Origin of the sequence: Streptomyces vietnamensis (genome assembly GCF_000830005.1) — a bacterium.
Classification (GTDB): domain Bacteria; phylum Actinomycetota; class Actinomycetes; order Streptomycetales; family Streptomycetaceae; genus Streptomyces; species Streptomyces vietnamensis.
In genome coordinates this window covers 4,319,879-4,333,713 of sequence record NZ_CP010407.1, presented here as the reverse complement: position 1 = coordinate 4,333,713, position 13,835 = coordinate 4,319,879, and the positions used below count along the sequence as shown (strand labels likewise).

The 13,835-nt window shown below is 73.4% G+C and carries 16 protein-coding genes; 11 read left to right on the top strand and 5 right to left on the bottom strand.

Features of this window, described 5'->3' with window-relative positions; translation table 11 throughout:
- Positions 1-14 precede the first annotated feature (14 nt).
- From SVTN_RS19330 to SVTN_RS19310, 5 genes are all read left to right on the top strand, one after another.
- Positions 15-860 carry a M24 family metallopeptidase gene (locus tag SVTN_RS19330; protein ID WP_041130233.1) on the top strand — a complete coding sequence of 282 codons (846 nt, stop codon included), beginning with the start codon at positions 15-17 and terminating at the stop codon, positions 858-860.
- On the top strand, positions 860-2,662 hold the full coding sequence (locus SVTN_RS19325) for an SDR family oxidoreductase (RefSeq protein ID WP_041130232.1): 1,803 nt from the start codon (positions 860-862) through the stop codon (positions 2,660-2,662). Before SVTN_RS19330 ends, SVTN_RS19325 begins: the two co-directional genes overlap by 1 nt.
- Before the next feature lie 79 nt (positions 2,663-2,741).
- On the top strand, positions 2,742-3,698 hold the full coding sequence (locus SVTN_RS19320; RefSeq protein WP_041134055.1) for a MerR family transcriptional regulator: 957 nt from the start codon (positions 2,742-2,744) through the stop codon (positions 3,696-3,698).
- A 100-nt stretch (positions 3,699-3,798) separates the two neighbouring features.
- The gene (locus SVTN_RS19315; RefSeq protein WP_041130231.1) at positions 3,799-4,341 is read left to right on the top strand and encodes an RNA 2'-phosphotransferase; all 543 of its coding nucleotides are present in this window, start codon (positions 3,799-3,801) and stop codon (positions 4,339-4,341) included.
- Between the two features lie 15 nt (positions 4,342-4,356).
- Positions 4,357-4,809, top strand: coding sequence for a hypothetical protein (locus SVTN_RS19310; protein WP_041130230.1), 453 nt, complete (start codon positions 4,357-4,359; stop codon positions 4,807-4,809).
- A gap of 22 nt (positions 4,810-4,831) precedes the next feature.
- Here SVTN_RS19310 and SVTN_RS19305 read toward each other — a convergent pair whose 3' ends face one another.
- From SVTN_RS19305 to SVTN_RS19295, 3 genes are all read right to left on the bottom strand, one after another.
- Complete coding sequence (locus SVTN_RS19305) at positions 4,832-5,524, bottom strand: hypothetical protein (protein ID WP_041130229.1); 693 nt, start codon at positions 5,522-5,524, stop codon at positions 4,832-4,834.
- A gap of 94 nt (positions 5,525-5,618) precedes the next feature.
- Positions 5,619-6,377 (bottom strand): hypothetical protein, encoded by a 759-nt coding sequence (locus tag SVTN_RS19300; protein WP_159026475.1) that lies wholly within the window; start codon positions 6,375-6,377, stop codon positions 5,619-5,621.
- Positions 6,378-6,502: 125 nt separating this feature from the next.
- The gene (locus tag SVTN_RS19295; protein WP_245727591.1) at positions 6,503-7,048 is read right to left on the bottom strand and encodes an RNA polymerase sigma factor; all 546 of its coding nucleotides are present in this window, start codon (positions 7,046-7,048) and stop codon (positions 6,503-6,505) included.
- Between the two features lie 88 nt (positions 7,049-7,136).
- Between SVTN_RS19295 and SVTN_RS19290 the strand changes: the two genes are divergently transcribed.
- Positions 7,137-8,048: a serine/threonine-protein kinase gene (locus SVTN_RS19290; protein ID WP_052499210.1), complete on the top strand. Its 912-nt coding sequence runs from the start codon at positions 7,137-7,139 to the stop codon at positions 8,046-8,048.
- A gap of 76 nt (positions 8,049-8,124) precedes the next feature.
- Positions 8,125-9,018 carry an LLM class flavin-dependent oxidoreductase gene (locus tag SVTN_RS19285; protein ID WP_041130227.1) on the top strand — a complete coding sequence of 298 codons (894 nt, stop codon included), beginning with the start codon at positions 8,125-8,127 and terminating at the stop codon, positions 9,016-9,018.
- A 32-nt stretch (positions 9,019-9,050) separates the two neighbouring features.
- On the opposite strand, the gene SVTN_RS44310 is transcribed toward SVTN_RS19285, so the two are convergent.
- Both SVTN_RS44310 and SVTN_RS19275 read right to left on the bottom strand, forming a co-directional pair.
- Positions 9,051-9,710, bottom strand: coding sequence for a DUF6083 domain-containing protein (locus SVTN_RS44310; protein ID WP_159026474.1), 660 nt, complete (start codon positions 9,708-9,710; stop codon positions 9,051-9,053).
- A 205-nt stretch (positions 9,711-9,915) separates the two neighbouring features.
- Positions 9,916-10,431 (bottom strand): MarR family winged helix-turn-helix transcriptional regulator, encoded by a 516-nt coding sequence (locus SVTN_RS19275; protein ID WP_052499208.1) that lies wholly within the window; start codon positions 10,429-10,431, stop codon positions 9,916-9,918.
- 141 nt (positions 10,432-10,572) lie between these two features.
- Between SVTN_RS19275 and SVTN_RS19270 the strand changes: the two genes are divergently transcribed.
- The 4 genes from SVTN_RS19270 (at position 10,573) to SVTN_RS19255 (ending at position 13,771) form a co-directional block, all read left to right on the top strand.
- On the top strand, positions 10,573-11,217 hold the full coding sequence (locus SVTN_RS19270) for a hypothetical protein (protein ID WP_078908412.1): 645 nt from the start codon (positions 10,573-10,575) through the stop codon (positions 11,215-11,217).
- Position 11,218: 1 nt separating this feature from the next.
- A complete protein-coding gene (locus tag SVTN_RS19265; RefSeq protein ID WP_041130225.1) occupies positions 11,219-12,106 on the top strand; it encodes an SGNH/GDSL hydrolase family protein in 888 nt (295 codons plus the stop codon).
- A complete protein-coding gene (locus SVTN_RS19260) occupies positions 12,103-12,780 on the top strand; it encodes an NAD(P)-dependent oxidoreductase (protein ID WP_041130224.1) in 678 nt (225 codons plus the stop codon). Before SVTN_RS19265 ends, SVTN_RS19260 begins: the two co-directional genes overlap by 4 nt.
- A 118-nt stretch (positions 12,781-12,898) precedes the next feature.
- Positions 12,899-13,771, top strand: a complete 873-nt coding sequence (locus SVTN_RS19255; RefSeq protein ID WP_041130223.1) for a Cof-type HAD-IIB family hydrolase — start codon at positions 12,899-12,901, stop codon at positions 13,769-13,771.
- Positions 13,772-13,835 lie beyond the last annotated feature (64 nt).

The following is a 13,835-nucleotide window of genomic DNA, read 5'->3' as shown; positions in this document are numbered from 1 at the left end:
GGACGGCGGGTGGCATGGCCTCAGCAGTGACAGGCGAACTCTCCGCGGAGCTGCGGGGGTTCAGGGAAGTACAGCGGCTCTCGTACGAGTGCGCGGAAGCCGTCGCGGCCCAGCTCAAGCCGGGCGTGACCGAGCGCGAGGCCGCCCGGATGCAGCGGGAGTGGCTGTACGAGCGGGGGGTGCGGGACTGGTTCCACCGGCCGTTCGCCTGGTTCGGGGACCGCACGGCCTTCGTGGACTTCAAGATCCCGCTGCAGTTCTTCCCCACGAACCGGCGGCTCGAGGCGGGGATGCCCTTCATCCTCGACATGGCGCCGGTCCACAAGGGATACACGGCCGACATCGGCTACAGCGGCTGCCTGGGCCTCAACCCCCTGCACGACAAGCTGCTCGCCGACCTGGAGGCCCACCGCGAGCTGATCCTGCGCGAGGTGCGCGAGCGCCGCACGCTGCGCGAGATATACGAGGACGTGGACCGGCTCATGGTCCGCCAGGGGTACGCGAACCGGCACCGGGCCTATCCCTTCGGCGTCATCGCCCACAAGATCGACCGGGTGAAGGAGCGCCGCTGGGCGCCGACGCTCTTCGGCTTCGGCACCCAGTCGCTCAAGGGCCTGGCGAGCGACGCCGTGCACGGCCACCGGGACGGCTGGTCGCCGCTCTGGTCGCCGTACAAGTTCTCCGACCACCCGCCCATGCCCGGGCTGTGGGCGGTCGAGCCGCACCTCGGATTCCGGGGGACGGGCGCGAAGTTCGAGGAGATCCTGGTCGTCACCGACTCCCGGGACCCCGAGCAGAGCGCATTCTGGCTGGACGACGATCTGCCGCACGTGCGGCGCTGGAACGAAGGGGCGGTCTGATGGCGGGAATCGCGGAGCTCACCGCGGCGCGGGAGCGCTGGGTCCGGACGGGCGGGATCGAGCTGTGCGTCGCCGAGCTCGGCGACCCGGACCGGCCGACCGTCCTCCTCGTGCACGGGTACCCGGACTCCAAGGAGGTGTGGTCGGAGGTCGCGACGCGCCTCGCCGAGGAGTTCCACGTCGTGCTGTACGACGTCCGGGGCCACGGCCGGTCGACGGCCCCGGCACCGCTGCGCGGCGGCTTCACCCTGGAGAAGCTGACGGACGACTTCCTCGCGGTCGCCGACGCCGTCAGCCCGGACCGGCCGGTCCACCTCGTCGGCCACGACTGGGGTTCGGTGCAGTCCTGGGAGTTCGCCACCGTGCGGCGCACCGAGGGCCGGATCGCCTCCTTCACCTCGATGTCGGGTCCCTCGCTCGACCACTTCGGGCACTGGATCAAGCAGCGCATGACCCGGCCCACCCCGCGCCGGGTCGGGCAGCTCCTCGGCCAGGGCGCCAAGTCCTGGTACGTGTACATGCTGCACACGCCCGTGCTGCCGGAGCTCGCCTGGCGCGGGCCGCTCGGCAAGCGCTGGCCGAAGCTCCTGGAGCGCATGGAGAAGGTCCAGGCCGGCGACTACCCGACGCCCTCCCTGCCGAGCGACGCGGCACACGGCGCCTGGCTCTACCGGGACAACGTCCGGGCCCGGCTCGGCAGGCCGCGCCCCGACGCGTACGCGCACGTGCCCGTGCAGCTGATCACGCCGACCGGTGACGCCTTCCTCTCCGAGCGGCTCTACGACGACCTGGGCACCTGGGTGCCGGACCTGACCCGGCGCACCCTGCCCGCCAAGCACTGGGTGCCGCGCACCCGGCCGGACCAGCTGTCGGCCTGGATCTCCGAGTTCGTCCGGGCCAACGAGGACGCGGCCGCCAAGGCGCCGAAGCCGCCGGCGGCGACGGCGGCGAAGAGCGGGGTGAAGCCGGAGTACGCGGAGCGGTTCGGCGGGCAGCTGGTCCTGGTCACCGGGGCGGCCAGCGGCATCGGCCGGGCCACCGCCTTCGCGTTCGCGGAGGCCGGTGCCCGGGTGGTGGCCGTGGACCGGGACGCCGAGGGCGCGGCCCGCACGGCCGAGATGGCGCGCCTGATCGGCGCCCCGGAGGCCTGGGGCGAGGTGGTCGACGTCGCCGACGAGGAGGCGATGGAGAAGCTGGCCGCGAAGGTGGCCGACGAGTACGGCGTCGTCGACGTCCTGGTCAACAACGCGGGCATCGGGCTCACGGGTTCCTTCTTCGAGACCTCGGCCGAGGAGTGGAAGAAGGTCCTGGACGTCAACCTGTGGGGCGTGATCCACGGCTGCCGCTTCTTCGGTGCGCAGATGACCGCGCGCGGCCAGGGCGGCCACATCGTCAACACCGCGTCGGCGGCGGCCTTCCAGCCCTCCCGGGCGCTGCCCGCGTACAGCACGTCGAAGGCGGCGGTGCTGATGCTCAGCGAGTGCCTGCGGGCCGAACTGGCCGGGCAGGGCATCGGGGTGTCGGCGATATGCCCCGGCATCGTCAACACCAACATCACGGCGACCGCGCGGTTCGCCGGGGTCACGGACGCGGCGGAGGAGAAGCGGCGGCAGCAGAAGGCCTCCCGTCTTTACGGGCTGCGGAACTACCCGCCGGAGAAGGTCGCGGACGCGATCCTGGGGGCGGTCCTGCACGACCGGGCCGTCGTCCCGGTGACCCCCGAGGCCCGGGGCGCCCGCTTCCTGTCCCGGCTCAGCCCGGGAGCCCTGCGGGCCCTGGCCCGCTGGCAGCCGCCGGCGTAGGGACCGGCGGTCGTACGATCCCTCTCATCGAGAGGGCCCCGCGGCGGTGGGGCGGAGGAAGCGGTCGGTGGGAGCGGGTTTGTCCGAGCAGTCAGCACAGCCGGAGTACCGGATCGAGGATCTCGCCCATCACAGCGGGGCCACGGTCCGGACGATCCGCGCCTACCAGGACCGCGGTCTGCTGCCCCGCCCGGAGCGGCGGGGCAGGTCGAACGTGTACGGGGACGCGCACCTCGCGCGGCTCCGGCAGATCGCCGACCTCCTCGACCGGGGCTACACCCTGGCCTCGATCAAGGAGCTCCTGGAGGCCTGGGACACCGGCCGGGGGCTCGGCGGGGTGCTCGGGCTCGTCGCGGAGGTCCACGGGCCGTGGACGGACGAGGAGGCGGACCGGATCTCCCGGGCGGAGCTGGACGCCCGCTTCGGCGGCACGCCGGACGAGGAGGCCATCAGGGAGGCCATAGAGCTCGGCGTACTGGAGCGGCTGCCGGGACGAGAGGGCCGAGAGGGCCGGGAGACCGAGGAGTACCTCGTACCGAGCCCGCAAGAGCTGGCGGTGGCGGCCGAGTTGTACGCGGCGGGGGTGCCGCTGGCGGCGATCACCGGTCATCTGAGGGAACTTCGCGATCAGGTCGAGCACATCGCCTCCCGTTTCCTGGAGTTCACGACCGAGCACGTCTTCGCGCGTTACCTGGAGCACCGGCCGCCGACGGACGCGGACGCGACCGAGGCGGCGACGATGGTGCGACGGCTCAGGCCGCTCGCCCAGCAGACGGTGGACGCCGAACTGGCGCGGGCGATGCGCCTGTTGGCCACCCGACACCTCCAGATCCACCTGTCGCCGGACCCGCCCCTGGTGAAGGACGACCAGCCCCGCGCGGTGTCGCTCCCCGCCGGGACGATACGGGCTGTGCAGAGCCTGGTCGGCGCGGAGGGCGTCGAGGCCTTCATCGCGGCGTCCACGGAACGAGAGCTCAACAAAAGGACATTGGACGCACTTGCCGCAAGGCATCACGAAGACGAGGAACTTCAATAAATGCCTTGACCCGGCAGCCCCGTTGTCCACAGAATCTCAAACTCGCCTGTGGATAACTCCACTTGCTTGTGGATCAAACCTGGACGGGGAAGAAAACGAGATGGATGAACGACGCACCGTGAAGGTGTCGAAGTACCTCTCCAAGCATCTGCGCCACCAGCCCGAGCGCATCGGACTCGCCCTCGACGCGCACGGCTGGACCGAGATCGACGCCCTGCTCCGGGCCGCCTCCGAGCACGGCTTCCCGATCACCCGCGCGGAGCTCGACCACGTCGTCGCGACCAACGACAAGAAGCGCTTCGCGGTCGAGGGCACCCGCATCCGCGCGAGCCAGGGCCACACCGTCACCGTCGACCTGGACCTGCCGGCCGCCGAACCGCCCGCGTACCTCTACCACGGCACGGTCGCGGACCGGCTCCCCGCGATCCGGGCGGAGGGGCTGCGGCCCATGGCCCGCCACCACGTCCACCTCTCACCCGACCGGGAGACGGCGACCCGCGTGGGCGCCCGCCGGGGGCGGCCCGTGGTGCTGAGCGTCGACGCCGGCGCGATGCGGCGGGCCGGGCACGTCTTCCACGTCAGCGCCAACGGGGTCTGGCTGACCGACGCCGTCCCGCCGGAGTTCCTCCGCTTCCCCGCCTGAGGCATGATCGGTCGCATGGCCCACCCGCACCTGCCCAGCACCGAAGCGGCCGTCAACGCCATCCGCGAGATCGCCCAGGAGTTCCACCTGGAGATGACGGTGACCGACGACATCGGCGCGGACCAGACCTCCCGGCGCACCTCGTCCGGCGCGTTCGCCGTCCTCGACCGGGACGGATCGCTCCCGCACGAGGCCTACGTCGAACTGGGCGGCTCCCCCGCCGTCGCCGTCCAGGTCTTCCCCGAGGACGACGCCCTGATCACCGTGGACGGCATCGAGTTCGCGGACGTGCCCCGCGACGCCGTCCCCGCCTTCCTCCGCTCCGTCCACGGCGGCCTCGCCCATGTGAAGGGCCGGTTCTTCCCGCCCGGCTGGTGGCTGATCGTCCCGCTGCCCGGCGACGAGACGTACAAGGAGCTGGTCACGGGGGTCACGCTCACCCCCTGGATGAGCGCCCGCGTCCGCTGACCGCCGTGGGCGGGGCGGCCGTTCAGGAGGAGAGGCGGTTCAGTGCCGCGGCCGCGATGCCTTCGACGGAGGTCGAGGCGCCGACGGGCCGGCCGGAAAGCTCGACGACGGCGACCCTGGTGCCGCTGCGCAGGACCGCGACCCCGCCGCTGACGGCGCCGTCTCCGTTGTGGGCCGGGTACCAGTGGCCGGTGCCGCCGGCGGTGGTCAGGGTGTGGGCCGCGCCGTAGTACCAGTGGCCGGCGGGCTCGTCCTGGCAGTCCTGGACGAGCGCGACGAGCTGCTTCTCCCAGGTGGCGGCCGCGGTCTTGGTGGGGGCGCTCGCGGCCGACTCGGTCAGCAGGCCGTCGGTGGTGAAGGTCCAGGTCACGGACGCGTACGCGGTGGCCTTGCCCTTGGTCAGGTCGCGCATGGTCTCCTCACCGGAGCACGCGGACAGCGCCTGGCGTCCGGTCAGCGCGACGGTCGCGCCGACCGGGTGCAGACCCTGCCGGGAGAAGTCCTCGCTCTGGACGAGGCCGGCGGAGCCGACCCCCGGCGCGACGGCCGCGACCGCGGCCGGGTGGGCGGCGGCGGTGCGGTGGGCGGCCCCGGCGGCGGTGGCCGACTGGGCGCCGACGACGGTGGTCGTGATCAGCGCGGCGGCGAAGCAGGCCGCGGCGGCGACCCGGTTGCGGCGGACGGACTTCTGCTGGACGTTCTTGTTCTCGTTCATCTGGTCCCCCTGTTGGTCGGGACGCCTGCTGCGTCCTCGTACAACCGGGGAGATGCCGCGGCAGGAGGGAAAGTTGGAGCCCTGACCCGCTGTTTCACAGCTGTGACAGAGCGGTCCTGACGACGCGGTCCATCGCGGCCGTCCCCAGGCAGGCGTCGACCTCCAGCACCCCGTAGTGGGTGCCGCTGCGCAGCACGGCGATGCCGCCGCAGGGCTCCTTGCCCTCGGGCGCCGTGCCGGTGGTGTTGAGGGATCCCTGGTAGGTGCCCATCCAGCTCGCGGTGACGTCCGGGGCGAGCCGCACTGTCGTGGTCCTTCCGTAGACCCAGTGCCCCGGCGTCTCCTCCTGGCAGGGCTCCTGCTCCAGCAGCAGGCGCTGGGCGAAGTTCTGCGCCAGGGAAGGGCTCCGGGCCTCGGCGGCGACCTCGCGGGCGACCTGGTCGGCGACGCCGTCCGCGGCCAGCGTGGGGTCGTCCGGGTTGGTACGGGTGCTGGTCATCAGTCCGCGGAAGTGGGCACCGGGCCCGCCCAGGGTCTCGGTGAGGGTCTTCTCCCCGGTGCAGTCCGCGTTGGCGTAATTCCCGTCGCCGTACCGGTCGGTGACGTGGATCCGTCCGACGCCGACGTCCGGGCCGAAGGCCGCGGGTTCCAGAAGGTTCGCCGTCGTCAGCGGCCCGGTCGCACCGGCCGGGGAAGCGGAGCCGGAGGCCGAGGGCGCGGGCGTCGGGACGGACGCGCCGGGCGGCGGGAGGGCGGACGTGCCCCGGGACGCCCCGCCGACCGCGGCACCCGACCGCGCGTCCTGGTGCGCGTCGGCCCCGGGGGGCGGCGGCAGGACGAATCGGCCGGTCACCAGCCCGAGCGCGGCGGCCGCCACCAGAGCGGCGACGGCGGACCGGTACCGGATGACGGCGCGACCTCCGCCCCGAGCACGACCGCCGCCCCGAGCAGGACCTCCGCCCCGAGCGGGACCGCCGTTCACCGACCGGTGACCAGGCGCTCGCGCATGAACCGGCGGGCCTGGTGGATACGGTCCTTGACCGTGCCCAACGGGGCGTCCAGCTGCTCGGCCACCTGGACGTAGGTCAGGTCGCCCAGGTCGCGCAGCACGAAGGACTCCACCAGGGCGGGGTGCTGCCGCTCCAGCGCGGCCAGCGCCTCCATCAGATCGAGCCGGGTCCCGGCGATGACGCTGGTGGTGCGCGGGTCGACGGACTCGGGGAGGTCGGCGTGGCTGTCCTCGGCGCGCCGGCGCATCGAGCGGTAGGTCGACCGGGCGGCGTTCGAGGCGATCACCGTCACCCAGCCCAGGAAGGAGCCGTGGCCGCCGTACTCGCCCAGGTGCTTGCTGATGGACAGGAGCGCGTCCTGCGCGGCCTCCTCCGCGTCGGCGTGGTGGGGCAGGAAGCGCGAGCAGCGGCGCAGCACCACCGGCCGCAGTTTGGCCAGCAAGTACTCCATCGACCCCGGGTCCCCCGCCTGAGCGGCCGTCACGAGCCGCTCCAGCTCGCCTTCTTCGAACACTCGAATCCCCCCGGTTCGTGCCGCCTGGCATCCCGCCCGCCGAACGGGCGTTCCACACCCCCCGCCGACTCCGGCAGAATGCTGCCACATGCGCAAGCTCGGCCGTTACCTCCTCCTGGAGCGGCTCGGAGCCGGCTCCTTCGCGACGGTCTGGAAGGCCTACGATCCGGAGCTCGACACCGAGGTCGCCGTCAAGGTGCTGGCCGAGAACTGGGCCGCCAACGCCGATGTGCGCGAGCGGTTCCTGGCGGAGGCGAGGCTGCTGCGCCGCATCGCCAGCCCGCGGGTGGTCCGGGTGCACGACGTCGGGGTGCAGGAGGACCAGCCCTACTTCGTCATGGACCTCGTCCGCGGCGGCACCCTGGAGGACCGGGTCGGGCAGTGCGACCCGCAGGAGGCGCTACGGCTGGCCGCGGAGGCGGGCTACGCGGTCCAGGTCCTGCACGAGGCGGGTGTGGTGCACCGCGACGTCAAGCCGTCCAACCTGCTGCTCTCCACCGGCCCCGCGCCCGCCGCGGTGCTGGTGGCGGATCTGGGCAGCGCGAAGCAACTGGCCGACGCGTCCGGGCTGACGGTGACCACGGGCACGCCCGCGTACATGGCACCGGAACAGGCCTTCCAGACCGGCGGGTTCGACGGGAGGGCCGACGTGTACGCGCTGGCCGTCGTGGCCTACGAGCTGCTGACCGGGCGGAAGCCGTTCGGCCCGGGCGGGCGCGCCACAGCTCTGATGACCGACCAGCCGTCCGCCTCGACGCTGCCGGCGCTCCCTGCCGGAGCGGAGCTCCCACCCCACGTCGACCTGCTGCTGCGGGCCGCGATGTCCGTCGAGCCGGCGGACCGCCCGCCGACCGCCCAGGCCTTCGCGGACGCGCTGCTGGCTCCGGTGCCGCGGGCCCGGCCCCTGGAAGGCCCCGGGTGGCTGACCCCGCGCGCGGTCGGTCTGGCGTCGGGCACGGTGTTCACGGTGACGACCCTGCTGAGCTGGCTACAGCGCTGAATCCGGCGGGAACGGGGCGAGCGGCCCCCGGTACAGCCGCGAGCCGGCCGCCGACGGCTGCCGTAGGGTCGATGGCATGCGTCTGAGCACCGTGATCCTCCCCATCCACCGATGGAGCGAGGGACAGAAGATCTGGCGGCGGGCCGAAGACCTCGGGTTCCACGCCGCGTACACCTACGACCACCTCTCCTGGCGGAGCTTCCGCGACGGCCCGTGGTTCGGCGCGCTGCCCACGCTCACCGCGGCGGCGACGGCCACCGAGCGGCTCCGCCTCGGCACCCTCGTGACCTCGCCGAACTTCCGGCACCCGGTGACGCTCGCCAAGGAGCTGATCACGCTCGACGACGTCTCCGGCGGGCGGATCACCCTCGGCATCGGCGCGGGCGGCAACGGCTTCGACGCCACCGCGCTCGGGCAGGAGGCGTGGACGCCGAAGGAGCGGGCCGACCGGTTCGCCGAGTTCGTGGCGCTGCTCGACCGGCTGCTCACCGAGGACGCGGTGTCGGAGCGGGGCACGTTCTACTCGGCCGACGAGGCGCGGAACATCCCCGGCTGCGTCCAGCGCCCGCGGCTGCCCTTCGCGGTGGCGGCGACCGGGCCGCGCGGGCTGAAGCTGGCCGCGCGGTACGGGCAGGCGTGGGTGACCACCGGCGACCCGAAGCTGTACGAGGAGGGGACCCCCGAGCAGTCGGTGGCGGCCCTGCGCGGCCAGGTCGAGAAGCTCGCCAAGGCGTGCGCCGAGGCCGGGCGGGACGTCGCCGAGCTGGACAAGATCCTGCTGACCGGCTTCACCCCGGACCGGGGCCGGCCGCTGGAGTCCGTGGACGCCTTCGTCGACTTCGCCGGACGCCACCGCGAGCTCGGCTTCACCGAGATCGTGATCCACTGGCCGATCGCGGACTCCGACTTCGCCGCCGACCAGACGGTCTTCGAGAAGATCGCCACCGAGGCGCTCTCCCAGCTGGGCTGAGCGACACCCGACCCGCCCCGCGACGGGGCGGGTCAGGCCGTACGGCGGGCGTGGCTCCGCCACAGGGCGAGCAGCAGTGGGGAGTCGGCCGGCGCGGGGCGGGCCGGGCAGACGTCGAAGTGGCTGACCCGGCAGGTGTCGGACGGCACGGCCGAGCCCAGGTTGACCGTGGTCCCGTCGCCCGCGACGCGCCAGCGTCTGCCCGCCGGGACGAGCCGGGCCGTCAGCTCCCCGGGCTCGATCATGACCCAGCGCCCGCGAACCGTCCGATGCCACTCGGCCCGGGCCCCGCACCGGTCGCATACGGCGGGGGACGGCTTCCCGGGAGCCGCGGGGGCCGCTGTCCCACGGGCCGCGGGGGCCGGCACCCGCTGCTGAGGCACGGCACTCACGGCGCGGGCCGCGTCGGACCCGGCACTCACGGCGCACGTCGCGTCCGGTACGGCACTCACGGCGCGCGTCCCGTCCGGTACGGCACTCACGGCGCGCGTCCCGTCCGGTACGGCATTCACCGCACGTGTCCCGTCCGGTACGGCACCCACCGCGCACGTCGCGTCCGGTACGGCGCCGAGTGCGCGGGCCATCGGCTGTGCCATGAGGTCGGCCAGGCCCGCCAGTACGTCTCCCACCAGCACCGGCTCCCGTACGGGATGCGCCGCTCCGGCCCGCTCGCACTCCGCGCACAGGGCCATGCGGAGGCTCCCGACCCACGTTCCGTACGGCGCACCGCAGGAGTCGCACTCCTCGCTTCGCCGGCCCGCGCCCATGCCCCGCCCTCCCTGGAGACGCCGTCAGCTCCCAGGGGTCTTCCCCGTCACGCCGAAAACGAACGGGTGTTTACGGCCATTTCGTGACGGACCGTTCCCGCTCCTTCGACAGGCGTCGCTCAGCCGCCGCTCAGCCCGGGCGCTTCGGCAGGTTCCGGTAGCCCGGGTGGACGCCCGGAGTCAGCCCCTGCTGCTCGGCGATCCGTCCGAGGAGCGCCGTCAGCCGGACCCGGTCCTCCTCGTCGAGCGCCGCGAACAGGTCGTCCTCGTGCAGCGCGGCCACCTCCCGGACGCGTCCGAGGGCGCGGCGCCCGTCCTCGGAGACGTACAGCTCGTGGTGGCGACGGTCCTCGGCGCTGCGACGCCGTTCGACGAACCCCTTCTTCTCCAGGTTGTCGATGAGCGCGACGACCCGGCTCGGGACGACGCCGAGGTCGGCGGCGAGGGAGCGCTGACTGCGCCCCGGCTCCATGGCGATCATCCGCAGCAGGCCGACGTCCGGCGGGGCGAGGCCGAGTTCGCCGACGCGCTCCCCGAAGCGTCCCGCCGCGTGCGCCCCGAGCTGGGCGAGCAGAAACGCTCCGCCACGCGCAGGCGGGCCCGCCGCCGCTCCGGGATCTTCCACTGGTTGCCGGTCACTGCTCACGGGGTTATCGTACGCCAGAAGAATGATTCTCTACTGTGAACTATTCTCATGAGAGAACGGACTGGACCCGTGTCTGCAGAGACCCGTCCCCGGCCTACGGAAACCCCTCGGAAGGAAGCCCAGGGAGGACCGCCGCCCGGCGTGCTCGCCGTCGTCTTCACCGGCCTGTTCCTGGCCGGACTCGTCGTCAGTACCGTGCTCGCCGACGGCAACACCTTCCCCTCGCCCTTCGGCGGGACCGACGAGACCGTGGGCTACTTCCGCGCCCACTCCGGCGCCGTCCAGATCGCCGGCGCCCTCCAGTTCGCGGCCTCGATCCCCCTCGCCGTCTACGCCGCCACGGTCTCGGCCCGGCTGCACCGCCTCGGCGTCCGCGCCCCCGGCGCGACCATCGCCCTGGCCGGCGGCCTCCTCGCCGCCGGGTTCCTGGCCCTCTGCGGCCTGGTGAGCTGGACCCTGTCCCGTACGGAGGTCCTCGACCTCCCGGCGCTCGTCCGGGCCCTCCAGTACCTGGCCTTCGCCACCGGCGGCCCCGGACACGTGGTGACGCTCGGCCTGCTCGTGGCCGGGATCGCCGTGCCCGGACTCCTCGCCGGGCTGCTGCCCCGCGCCCTCGCCGTGACCGGCCTCGTCCTGGCGACGCTCGCCGAGCTCGCCACCCTCGCCCTGCTCTTCGACGGCGCCGCCCTGCTGCTGCCGCTGGCCCGCTTCACCTGCCTGGGCTGGCTGATCGCCGCCGGCTTCCTGCTGCCCCGCCGCCGCACCCGTACCCACAAGGAGCTCTGACATGGCCGAGAACCTGACGGACAAGCTCGTGCGCTTCCAGCAGCCCGAGAAGACCCTCCGCTACCTGGGGGAGCTGCCCGACACGCGCCTCGCCGGCCTCTTCGGCCTCGACCCCGAGGCGTACCGGACACTGCTGCGGGACTTCGACGACCGGACCCGGGACACCGCCGCCGAACTGCTCAAGGACCCCGCCTTCGCCGAGCGGGCCGGCCGGCTGCCCTTCCGGCCGGGGCAGCGGATCGTGGCCCTCGGCGAGAGCACCACCGCCGACCGGCTCTCCTGGTTCTCGATCCTGCGCCACCTCCTTCCGGACGGCGTCGAACTCGTCAACCTCGCCGTCTCCGGCTCCACCACCACCCAGGCCCTCGCCCAACTCCCCCAGCCGGCCTTCCTGCGCCCCGACTGGATCCTGTGCATGCTCGGCGCGAACGACACCCAGCGGCTGGGCCGCGGGGCGGAGGCGGCCGGCACCCGTCAACCGGGCCACGGCGCGCAGGTGGTCGACACCCGGCCGGGCCACGGCGCGCAGGCCGTCGGCACCCGGCTGGTCAGCGTGGCGGAGACCCAGCGCAATCTCCTCGCCCTGCGGGACCTCGCCTGCCGCGGCGTACTCTCCGGCCCGGACCACTGGATCTGGCTCACCCCGAGCTCCATCGACCAGGAACGGGCCGACGCCTACCCGCACTTCCGTCGCGCCGGGATCGGCTGGACCAGCGAGGACGTCGACGCCGTCGCCGACTTCCTCCTCGCGCAGCCGGAACGCACCGTCGACACCCGGCGCGCCACTGCCGGACTGCACCTGGACGACGGGATCCACCTCACGCTCGACGGCCAGCGCGCCGTCACCGTCGCCCTCGTCCACGCCCTGACCGAGGAACGCGCCTCATGAAACTGATGCTCTTCGGCGTCACCGGCGGCACGGGCGCGCAGCTCCTGACCCAGGCCCTCGCCGCCGGCCACCAGGTCACCGCCGTCGCCCGCGACCCCGCCCGGATCCCGGTCACGGACCCGGGGGCGCAACTCACCGTCCTGCCCGGCGACGTCCTCGCCCCCGAGACCCCCGAGGCGGCCGAGGCGGCCGAGGCCTGGCGGCAGGCCGTCACCGGCCACGACGCCGTCCTCTCCTGCCTCGGCAGCACCGACCGCAAGCACCCCACGACCGTCTACTCGGAGGGCACGCGGAACATCGTCGAGGCCATGCGTGCCTCCGGCGTCCACCGGCTGCTCTGCCTCTCCTCCGCCGGTCTGGAGGTCACCCCGGCGGTGCCGCTGCCGCAGCGGCTCGTCACCCGGTACGTGATCCAGCGGCTCTACCGGCACGGCTACGCCGACATGGCCCGGATGGAGAGCTTCGTACGCTCCCCGGCCGCGGACGGCACCGTGTGGACGGTGGTCCGGCCCCCGATGCTGACCGACGGCCCGCTGACCGGCACCTACCGGACCGCCGAGAACGCCGCTCTGGAGCGGCCGAAGTCCCTCTCCCGCGCCGATCTCGCGCACTACCTGCTCACCCACGTCGACGACCGGCGCGCCCACCGGGCCGTCGTGGAGATCGCGTACTGACCGCACCGCGGGGAGAACACCCCAGGAGAACCCCGCGGGAGGACGTCCCGGCCAAGAAGCCAGGCTCATATGTGCGGCTCCTCGCACGCCCGTGCGCCGGGTACGGAAGAATGGGGCGGTGACCTCTCCCCGTTCCCCGCGCCCTTCCGCCCCGGTGGCCCGGCTGATCGCCACCGACCTCGACGGCACCCTGCTCCGCGACGACAAGTCCGTCTCCGAGCGCACGGTCGCCGCCCTCGCGGCGGCCGAGCGGGCCGGGATCGAGGTCTTCTTCGTCACCGGCCGCCCGGCCCGCTGGATGGACGTCGTCAGCGACCACGTCCACGGGCACGGCCTGGCCATCTGCGCCAACGGCGCCGCCGTCGTCGACCTCCATGCGGGAGGAACCTTCCTCGAGGTCCGCCCCCTCGAGCGGCCGGTCGCGCTCGACGTCGTCCGCGCCCTGCGGGCCGCCGCGCCGGGGACGTCCTTCGCCGTCGAGCTGACCACCGGCATCCACTACGAGCCCCAGTACCCGCCCTTCTTCCTCGACCCCGGCGCGACCGTCGCCACCGCCGAGAAGCTCCTCTTCGAGGAGGCGCCCGGCTCGGCGGCCCCGGTGCTCAAGCTGCTCGCCCAGCACCCCGAGCTCGACCCCGACGTGTTCCTCGCGATCACGCGGGAGGCGGCGGGCGACCGGGCCGCCTTCACCCGGTCCAGCCCGACCGCCCTCGTCGAGATCAGCGCGCTCGGCGTCTCCAAGGCCTCCACCCTGGCCCTGTGCTGCGCCGAGCGCGGCATCGCGGCCGAGGAGGTCGTCGCCTTCGGAGACATGCCGAACGACATCGAGATGCTGAGCTGGGCCGGCCGCTCGTACGCGATGGGCAACGCCCACCCCGACGTCATCGCCGCCGCCTCGGGCCGCACGGTCGGCAACAACGAGGACGGAGTCGCCGTCGTCATCGAACAGCTCGTCGCCGAAGCCCTCGCGAGCAAGGAGACCGCGGGCTAGGGCCTGTCCGACCATTCCCGTCGGACCAGGCCGGGTCCTAGGGCCTGCCCGACCATTCCCGTCG

Excerpts from the sequence above, each read along its gene's own strand:
- SVTN_RS19325 (WP_041130232.1), top strand. The coding sequence starts at position 860 with ATGGCGGGAATCGCGGAGCTCACCGCGGCGCGGGAGCGCTGGGTCCGG.
- SVTN_RS19285 (WP_041130227.1), top strand. The coding sequence starts at position 8,125 with ATGCGTCTGAGCACCGTGATCCTCCCCATCCACCGATGGAGCGAGGGA.
- SVTN_RS19265 (WP_041130225.1), top strand. The coding sequence starts at position 11,219 with ATGGCCGAGAACCTGACGGACAAGCTCGTGCGCTTCCAGCAGCCCGAG.
- SVTN_RS44310 (WP_159026474.1), bottom strand. The coding sequence starts at position 9,710 with ATGGCCCTGTGCGCGGAGTGCGAGCGGGCCGGAGCGGCGCATCCCGTA.
- SVTN_RS19290 (WP_052499210.1), top strand. The coding sequence starts at position 7,137 with ATGCGCAAGCTCGGCCGTTACCTCCTCCTGGAGCGGCTCGGAGCCGGC.
- SVTN_RS19260 (WP_041130224.1), top strand. The coding sequence starts at position 12,103 with ATGAAACTGATGCTCTTCGGCGTCACCGGCGGCACGGGCGCGCAGCTC.
- SVTN_RS19305 (WP_041130229.1), bottom strand. The coding sequence starts at position 5,524 with ATGAACGAGAACAAGAACGTCCAGCAGAAGTCCGTCCGCCGCAACCGG.
- SVTN_RS19330 (WP_041130233.1), top strand. The coding sequence starts at position 15 with ATGGCCTCAGCAGTGACAGGCGAACTCTCCGCGGAGCTGCGGGGGTTC.
- SVTN_RS19310 (WP_041130230.1), top strand. The coding sequence starts at position 4,357 with ATGGCCCACCCGCACCTGCCCAGCACCGAAGCGGCCGTCAACGCCATC.
- SVTN_RS19315 (WP_041130231.1), top strand. The coding sequence starts at position 3,799 with ATGGATGAACGACGCACCGTGAAGGTGTCGAAGTACCTCTCCAAGCAT.